Source organism: Streptomyces sp. NPDC048483 (assembly GCF_040651455.1).
Lineage (GTDB): Bacteria > Actinomycetota > Actinomycetes > Streptomycetales > Streptomycetaceae > Streptomyces.
This window is the reverse complement of record NZ_JBEZJZ010000101.1, coordinates 22,314-29,845: the sequence shown is the minus strand read 5'-3', so window position 1 is coordinate 29,845 and position 7,532 is coordinate 22,314. Positions and strand designations below refer to the sequence as shown.

General features: G+C 71.0%; 9 protein-coding genes. 5 read left to right on the top strand and 4 right to left on the bottom strand.

Annotated features, from left to right (window positions below):
• Positions 1-141: 141 nt before the first annotated feature.
• The 3 genes from AB0D04_RS34190 to AB0D04_RS34180 all read right to left on the bottom strand — a co-directional run bounded on the left by AB0D04_RS34190 (position 142) and on the right by AB0D04_RS34180 (position 2,610).
• Positions 142-1,272: an LLM class flavin-dependent oxidoreductase gene (locus tag AB0D04_RS34190; RefSeq protein ID WP_362711269.1), complete on the bottom strand. Its 1,131-nt coding sequence runs from the start codon at positions 1,270-1,272 to the stop codon at positions 142-144.
• A 152-nt stretch (positions 1,273-1,424) separates the two neighbouring features.
• A complete protein-coding gene (locus AB0D04_RS34185) occupies positions 1,425-2,093 on the bottom strand; it encodes a hypothetical protein (RefSeq protein WP_362711268.1) in 669 nt (222 codons plus the stop codon).
• A complete protein-coding gene (locus AB0D04_RS34180; RefSeq protein ID WP_362711267.1) occupies positions 2,086-2,610 on the bottom strand; it encodes a SigE family RNA polymerase sigma factor in 525 nt (174 codons plus the stop codon). The genes AB0D04_RS34185 and AB0D04_RS34180 overlap by 8 nt, the downstream gene beginning before the upstream one ends.
• Before the next feature lie 347 nt (positions 2,611-2,957).
• Here AB0D04_RS34180 and AB0D04_RS34175 point away from each other — a divergent pair, with 347 nt between their 5' ends.
• The 4 genes from AB0D04_RS34175 (at position 2,958) to AB0D04_RS34160 (ending at position 6,356) form a co-directional block, all read left to right on the top strand.
• Positions 2,958-3,641: a glycerophosphodiester phosphodiesterase family protein gene (locus AB0D04_RS34175; protein WP_362711266.1), complete on the top strand. Its 684-nt coding sequence runs from the start codon at positions 2,958-2,960 to the stop codon at positions 3,639-3,641.
• 122 nt (positions 3,642-3,763) lie between these two features.
• Positions 3,764-4,645, top strand: coding sequence for an ABC transporter substrate-binding protein (locus AB0D04_RS34170; protein ID WP_362711265.1), 882 nt, complete (start codon positions 3,764-3,766; stop codon positions 4,643-4,645).
• A gap of 14 nt (positions 4,646-4,659) precedes the next feature.
• The gene (locus AB0D04_RS34165; protein WP_362711272.1) at positions 4,660-5,547 is read left to right on the top strand and encodes an amino acid ABC transporter permease; all 888 of its coding nucleotides are present in this window, start codon (positions 4,660-4,662) and stop codon (positions 5,545-5,547) included.
• On the top strand, positions 5,544-6,356 hold the full coding sequence (locus tag AB0D04_RS34160; RefSeq protein ID WP_362711264.1) for an amino acid ABC transporter ATP-binding protein: 813 nt from the start codon (positions 5,544-5,546) through the stop codon (positions 6,354-6,356). Before AB0D04_RS34165 ends, AB0D04_RS34160 begins: the two co-directional genes overlap by 4 nt.
• A gap of 27 nt (positions 6,357-6,383) precedes the next feature.
• Here AB0D04_RS34160 and AB0D04_RS34155 read toward each other — a convergent pair whose 3' ends face one another.
• Positions 6,384-6,950 carry a GNAT family N-acetyltransferase gene (locus tag AB0D04_RS34155; protein WP_362711263.1) on the bottom strand — a complete coding sequence of 189 codons (567 nt, stop codon included), beginning with the start codon at positions 6,948-6,950 and terminating at the stop codon, positions 6,384-6,386.
• A 74-nt stretch (positions 6,951-7,024) separates the two neighbouring features.
• Here AB0D04_RS34155 and AB0D04_RS34150 point away from each other — a divergent pair, with 74 nt between their 5' ends.
• The gene (locus AB0D04_RS34150; protein ID WP_362711262.1) at positions 7,025-7,411 is read left to right on the top strand and encodes a VOC family protein; all 387 of its coding nucleotides are present in this window, start codon (positions 7,025-7,027) and stop codon (positions 7,409-7,411) included.
• Positions 7,412-7,532 lie beyond the last annotated feature (121 nt).

Here is a 7,532-nt window from a genome sequence, read left to right as displayed (position 1 = left end):
TGACGTTCCCATTTAATCAAATTTTTAAACCAACTTCCCCGGGGTGGGGGGGTCGCGGGGGGCCCCCAAAACTTGGTGGGGTGGTGTGGCATATGCCACACCACCCCTCAGAGGTCCCCGCCCGACCTGCTTGCCGTGCCGCTAGACGCCGGAAAAGCGCGGAATAACCTTTTCACCCCACTGGCGGATGGTCTCCAGGCAGACCTCCTGGGGGACCGTGCCCATCTGGATGAGACACATGACCTCGTCGGCGCCCGCCGCCCGCAGTCGCTCCACGTAGGCGATGGCGTCCTCGGCGGTGCCATAGGCGTGGTCGGCGTGGAAGGTGGCGGTGGAGGTGGGGCGGACGGGGATGCGCTGCTCGTTGAGGCGGGCCACGACCTGCTCGGCGGCGCGCCGCAGCTCGGCCTCGGCCTCGGCGGCGCTCGCGCCCGCCACGACCGCCTCGTCCGGCAGTCCGGCGCCGCCGTACCAGTAGCCGATGGACTGGGCGAAGAACCGCTGGCCGCGCAGCCCGACCGCGCGGGCGCGGTCCCGGTCGTCCAGCACGATCGTCGGGCACAGCACCGAGAAGTGATCGTTGATCTCCGTGGACACCAGCCGGTCGCCGGTACGGGCCGCACGGGCCGCGTCGTACGCGCTCCGCATCCCGGCGATCGCGTCCGGTCCCGCGAAGCCCATCACCAGGGCGCCGAGGCCCATGTCGGCGGCCTGCCGCAGGGTGTCGATACGGCTGCAGGCCAGGAACAGCGGCGGGTGCGGGCTCTGGTGCGGGCGGGGCAGAATCGGGTGCGGCAGGATGTCGATCAACTCGCCGTGATACTCGAGCTCTTCGTTCTGCCAGGCCCTGCCGATGATCCGCAGCGCCTCCTGGACCTCCTGGGCCGTACGGTCCCGGTCGACGCCGCACAGCGAGGTCTCCTGCTCGGTGCCACCGCGCCCGGCACCCAGGTCGAGCCGGCCACCGGAGAGCAGATCGAGAGTGGCGGCACGCTCGGCGACCCGCGCCGGATGGTTGAAGGCGAACGGCATACAGACCACACCGTGCCCGATGCGGATGGTGCTGGTCCGGGCCGCGACCCAGGTCAGGAAGATCTCCGGGGCGCTCATATGCGCGTACCACTTCAGGGAGTGGTGCTCGACGGCCCAGATCCGGTCGAAGCCCATCCGCTCTGCCAGCACGGCCTGTTCGACGCTGTCGTGGAAGAGCTGGTGTTCGCGCTCGACGGTCGGATCGGCGAGCTGGGCCTCGAAGATGACCGAGAACTTCATGGCGCCTCCCGGGGCTGCAGGCAGGGGTGCGTTCCGGCGAACTCCTTATTTCCATCAGGCATATGACTAGTCGGCATACGTGGAAGAAGCAAGAGAAGCGGCAAGAGGGGCTCGCGGGCCGCCCCCGGACGAGTGAGCCGTTGGTCCGGCCGCTACCGGTCGGCGATCGCCGACCTCAACTCCCGTGGGGACACCGACCGTTCGCCGTCGCGCCCGCAGTCCAGCCGCACCTTTCCGTCGTTCCCGATCCGGCGGCCCGGCCCCGGCGCAAAGTGGTACAACGGCTCGCCGTTCGTGCGGGGGCGGCCCGTGGACCTCATCAGCAGGACGTATCTACTGCCGGGGGTCGGCGTCTGCACCGCGGAGACCGGATTCCAGATGGTGACCGACCCTCGGGACGGCAGCGTGCCGGGTGCCAGCGTCCCGTCGATCTCGAAGCGGAAGCCGGAGCCCCGGCTGATCCCGTCGTCCAGATGGATCTTTCCGGGCCGCACCGTCCCGCTCACCGGATGAAATCCCCTCCCCAACCACCAGGAGTACTCCTTCGCGGCGGCCCGTACGCAGGACGCAGAGGCGGCTGGCACCATCCGGTCGGCCTCCCCGTCCGTACGGCCGAAGGCAAGCGGCACCGCGACCGCCCCCACGGCGACGACCGCCGCCACGCCCGCGGCCAGTGCCGCCCGCCGCCGTACCAGTCCCCGGCGGGCCTGCTCGGTGAACTCCGGCCCGGGGCAGCGGACGCGGACGTCCGGCTCGGCCGCCTCCACCAGCAGCTGCCGCACCCGCTCCGCCACGAGCACGCGCCCTCCGTCGTCACTCATCGCCCGCGCCCTTCTCCCGATCCGTTACCGCTGTGAGGAAGCCCGCGGCACGTAACGCGGACAGCGCGCGGGCCGCCCGGCTCTTGACCGTGCCGACCGAGCAGCCGAGCGCCGCGGCGATCTGCCGCTCGGTGAGCTGGTGGTAGAAGCGCAGCACCAGTACGGCCCGCTGGCCGGGCGGCAGTCGGTGCAGCACGGCACGGACCGACACCGCGGTCGCCACCGACTCGGCATGGCCCGGCCCCGGTACGTCCGGCAGCCGCTCGGCCGGGATCTCCTGGCTCCAGCGCCGCCGCCGGTCCTTGGCCAGCAGCCGCACCATCGTCGTGCGCGTATACGCCTCGGCCGCCTCGACCCGGCCGATCCGCCGCCACGCCCGGTAGGTGCGCAGCAGCGCCTCCTGCGCCAGGTCCTCGGCCCCGGTGGGCGTACCGGTCAGCAGGGTTGCCGTCCGCAGCAGGGACGGATAGCGAGACGCCATGAAGGCGCTGAACGCCTCGTCCCGGCCATGGTGCATCCTGTGCCTCTCCGCCCGTCCCCGCGCCATCGGCGCCGTAGGCCGCGCTCCTGTATGTGCCTCACTTCTTCTGAGACCCTGGCCGGGCGGAAAGGTTCCCCGGCCCACGGCCGGCAGGGGCGGACCCGGTACGTTGACCCGGAATGCCACAGCATGGGGCACTCATACGGGCTAGTGGGCATTTGTCCCTACAGCGTTGCGGCCTGGAACGGATTAGGCTGTGGGCCATTTCGGGCAACAGTCTGTCGACGGTCGACACTTCCGGCCGGCGCTTTCCGCTCGTTGGTCCCGACAGTGTTCGACAGTTTCAGAGCCGACAGAAGCGAACCGACAGAAGCGAGGCAGCCTTGTCCTTTCTCACCATCGGCCACCGCGGGGTCATGGGCGTGGAGCCGGAGAACACCCTGCGGTCCTTCGTCCGCGCCGAGCGCGAGGGCCTCGATGTCATCGAACTGGACCTGCATCTGAGCAAGGACGGCGCGCTCGTGGTGATGCACGACGCGGACGTGGACCGTACGACGGACGGCACCGGCCCGATCGTCGAGCGCACCCTCGCCGAACTGCGCGAGCTGGACGCCGGGCGGGGCGAGCAGATCCCGGTGTTCGAGGAGGTAGTGGAGGCGGTCAAGGCGCCACTGCAGGCGGAGATCAAGGACGTGGCGGCCGCGCAGGCGCTGGCGGAGGTGATGCGCTCGCGCGATCTGACCGGCCGGATCGATGTGATCTCCTTCCACGACGAGGCGCTGGCCGCGATCCGCACGCTGCTGCCCGGCGTCCGTACGGCCCTGGTGGGCAGCCGCTACGGCACCGATATCGTCGACCGCGCCCAGGCCGTCGGCGCGGGCATGCTCTCGCTGAACATCCGCCGGCTCACCCTTGAACTGGTCGAGCGCGCGCACGCCGCTCAGCTGAAGGTCCTGGGCTGGACGGTCAACACCCATGACCAGCTACGGCTCGCGCGCGGGCTGGGCCTGGACGGTGTGGTGACCGACCAGCCCGAGATCCGGCGGGCGGTGCGCTTCACGGCGTAGCGCCCACGGGACCGGCCGTACGCGGAAATCCGCAGTTCACAGGCGCGCAATGTCCTTCCAGCATGCGGACGTTCGGCCCGGTGATCTCGACAGATCACCTTGCGCACTGCCAGTCTCCCGCCATGCGCCTCGTCAACCGCCCCACCCGCCTTGCCGCTGCGGCCGCCACCGTACTGCTCACCGCGGCCGTCGGCTGTGCCCCGCAGGGCGAGTCCCCCGGTGGCGGCTCCGCCGCCGGGCGGGGCAAGCAGAGCTGTGACCACGGCAAGCTGGCCACCGTGGCCTCCGGCACGCTCACGGTGGGCACCGACAAGCCCGCTTATGCGCCCTGGTTCGTCGACGACGACCCGGCCAACGGCAAGGGCTTCGAATCGGCCGTCGCCTACGCCGTCGCCAAGCAGCTGGGCTACGGCAAGGGCGCGGTGCGCTGGCAGACCGTGCCGTTCAACAACGCCTTCGCGCCCGGCGAGAAGAAGTTCGACTTCGACATCAACCAGATCTCCATCAGCGCCTCGCGCAAGCACGCCGTCGCCTTTTCCTCCGGCTACTACGACGTGCGGCAGGCGGTCGTCGCGCTGAAGGGCTCCCGGGCCGCGAAGGCGAAGAGCGCCGCCGACCTCAAGGGCGCCAAGCTCGGCGCGCAGGTCGGCACCACCAGCCTCGATGTCATCAACGACACCATCCGGCCGAGCCAGTCCCCCGCCGTCTTCCAGAAGAACGACCTGGCCAAGTCCGCGCTGAAGAACGGGCAGGTCGACGCGATCGTGGTGGATCTGCCGACCGCCTTCTACATCACCTCGGCCGAGGTCAAGGACGCCGAGATCGTCGGGCAGTTCCGCTCCGGCGGCACCGCCAGGGAGCAGTTCGGGCTGGTCCTGGACAAGGAGAGCCGGATCACCGGGTGTGTGACGGCCGCGGTGGACGCGCTGCGCAAGGACGGCACGCTCGCCGCGCTGGAGAAGAAGTGGCTGACCGATGCCGTTGCCGCTCCGGTGCTCAAGTGACGTACGAAAAGGGTGTGGCGGAGAAGGAACAGCGGGTGCCGGCGGGGGCCGGTGACGCCTATGTCCCCTCCCGGCGGCGGATCGAGCGGGAACGGTTCCAGCGGGCGCGGGCCCGGCGGGCCACCGCCGTTGCCGCGCTGAGCACCCTCGTCACCGGCGTCGTCCTCTTCCTCGTCATCACCCGCTCCCCCGGCTGGCCGCGCACCCGTGAGACCTTCTTCAGCGCCGAGTACGCGCGCAAGGCGCTGCCGGAGGTGTTGGAGGGGCTGCTGCTGAATCTGCGGCTGCTGGTGGTGTGCGGGGCGGCGGTGCTGGTGATCGGCATGCTGCTGGCGATCGCCCGGACGCTGCGCGGCCCGGTGTTCTTCCCGCTGCGCGCCCTGGCCACCGCGTACACCGACTTCTTCCGCGGGCTGCCGCTGATCATCTGTCTGCTGATGGTGGTCTTCGGGGTTCCGGCGCTGCGGCTCCAGGGTGTGACCACCGATCCGGTGGTGCTGGGCGGCTCGGCGCTGGTCCTGACGTATTCGGCGTATGTGGCCGAGGTCTTCCGGGCCGGCATCGAGTCCGTCCACCCCTCGCAGCGGGCCGCGGCCCGTTCCCTGGGGCTCTCCAGCGGCCAGGCGCTGCGCTACGTCGTGCTGCCGCAGGCCGTACGGCGGGTGGTGCCGCCGCTGCTCAACGACCTCGTATCGCTGCAGAAGGACACCGGTCTGGTCTCCATCGCGGGAGCGGTGGACGCGGTCTATGCGGCGCAGATCATCGCCGGCAAGGACTTCAACTACACGCCCTATGTCGTCGCCGGTCTGGTGTTCGTTGCGCTGACCATCCCGCTGACGCGCTTCACGGACTGGATCACCGCCCGGATGGACCGCCGGCGTGCCCAGGGAGGGACGGTATGACCACGACGACCGACGGCACCGCTGACCTGGACGGCACCGCTGACCTGGACGGTACGGACGGCGGCCCGGTGCTGCGGCTGGAGTCCGTACGCAAGACCTACGGGCGGGACACCGTTGTCCTGCGGGACGTGGACCTCGAGGTGTCCCCGCACACCGTGACCGCGCTGATCGGCGCCTCGGGGTCCGGCAAGTCCACCCTCCTGCGCTGCGCGAACCTGCTGGAGGAGATCGACGACGGCGCGATCTTCCTGGACGGCGAGGAGATCACCGATCCCCGCGCGGACGCGGACGCGGTACGGCGCCGGATCGGCGTGGTCTTCCAGGCCTACAACCTCTTCCCGCACATGACCGTGCTGGACAACATCACGCTGGCGCCGCGCCGGGTGCACGGCGTACCACGCACCGAGGCGGAGGCGCGCGCCCGCGACCTGCTGGAACGGCTGGGGCTCGGCGAACGGGCCGGCGAGTACCCGGACCGGCTCAGCGGCGGGCAGCAGCAGCGGGTCGCGATCGTCCGCGCGCTCGCGGGCCGCCCCCGGCTGCTGCTCCTGGACGAGATCACCGCGGCGCTCGACCCGGAGCTGGTCGGCGAAGTGCTCGGCGTCGTCCGCGATCTCAAGGAGGACGGGATGACAATGGTCATCGCCACCCATGAGATGGGCTTCGCCCGCGAGGTGGCCGATCAGGTGTGCTTCCTGGACGGCGGGGTGGTGCTGGAGCGCGGCACGCCCGAGCAGGTCTTCGGCGATCCGCAGCAGGACCGCACCCGCCGCTTCCTGGAGCGGATCATCGCGGCGGGGCGGCTGTGACCGGCCGCTGGACCGCCTCGTCCAGGCTCAGCCGAGCGCCTTGACCAGCAGCTCGAATTCCAGGTCGGTGCGCTGCGGGATGCCGAACCGCTCGTCGCCGTACGGGAACGGGGTCAGCTCGCCGGTGCGCCGGTAGCCGCGGCGCTCGTACCAGGCGATCAGCTCCTCGCGCTGGCGGATGACCGTCATCCGCATCTCGCGGGCGCCCCAGGCGGCCTGGGCGGTCCGCTCCGCCTCGGCGATGATGACCTTGCCGAGGCCGCCGCCCTGGAGCGCCGGGCGGACCGCGAACATGCCGAAGTAGACGTGGTCACCGCGGTGTTCGAGCTGACAGCAGGCGATCAGCTCGCCGTCGCGCTCGGCGATCAGCAGTCGGCCGCTCTGGTTCCGCACCACGGCGGCGACGCCGTCCGGGTCGGTGCGCCGGCCCTCCAGCAGATCCGCCTCGGTCGTCCAGCCGGCCCGGCTCGCGTCCCCGCGGTACGCCGACTCGATGAGCCCGACGAGGCCGGGTATGTCGGCGTCGACGGCGGTACGGAAGGTGAGCCGGGTGGTGGACGACCGGCTGCTGGCAGGCTGACTGGTTGACGGCATGCCGCGAGGCTAACAAGAGGTGCGGCCGCCGTGTCAGGGCCTTTCGTCCTGCGCCGTCTCATAGGGTCCCTCCCATGGTGCAGGTACTGAGCAGCAGGGTGCTGGTGCGGCCGTCCGACCCCGCGCGGTCGAGGGCGTTCTACGGCGAGACGCTGGGACTGGAGATCTACCGGGAGTTCGGTACGGGGCCCGATCGCGGCACCGTCTACTTCCTCGGCGGCGGCTTCCTGGAGGTCTCCGGGCGCTCCGCGGAGCCCGCCACGGGCACCCTCCAGCTGTGGCTCCAGGTGGCGGACGCGGCGGCGGCGCACGAGGAGTTGCTGGCGCGCGGGGTGGAGGTGCTGCGCCCGCCGGTGCAGGAGCCGTGGGGCCTGATCGAGATGTGGCTGACAGACCCGGACGGCCACCGGATCGTGATGACCGAGGTCCCCGCCGACCATCCGCTGCGCTACCGCCCCTGACGGCGTCCCGCCGGGCGGGCGGCGCACAGCCTTCGGCTCGCCACCTCTGACGCGCAGTCTCTGACGCACCTCCTCCGTGCTCCCCCGGTGCGCCGGTGCGCCGCCATGCGCCCGGCCGGAA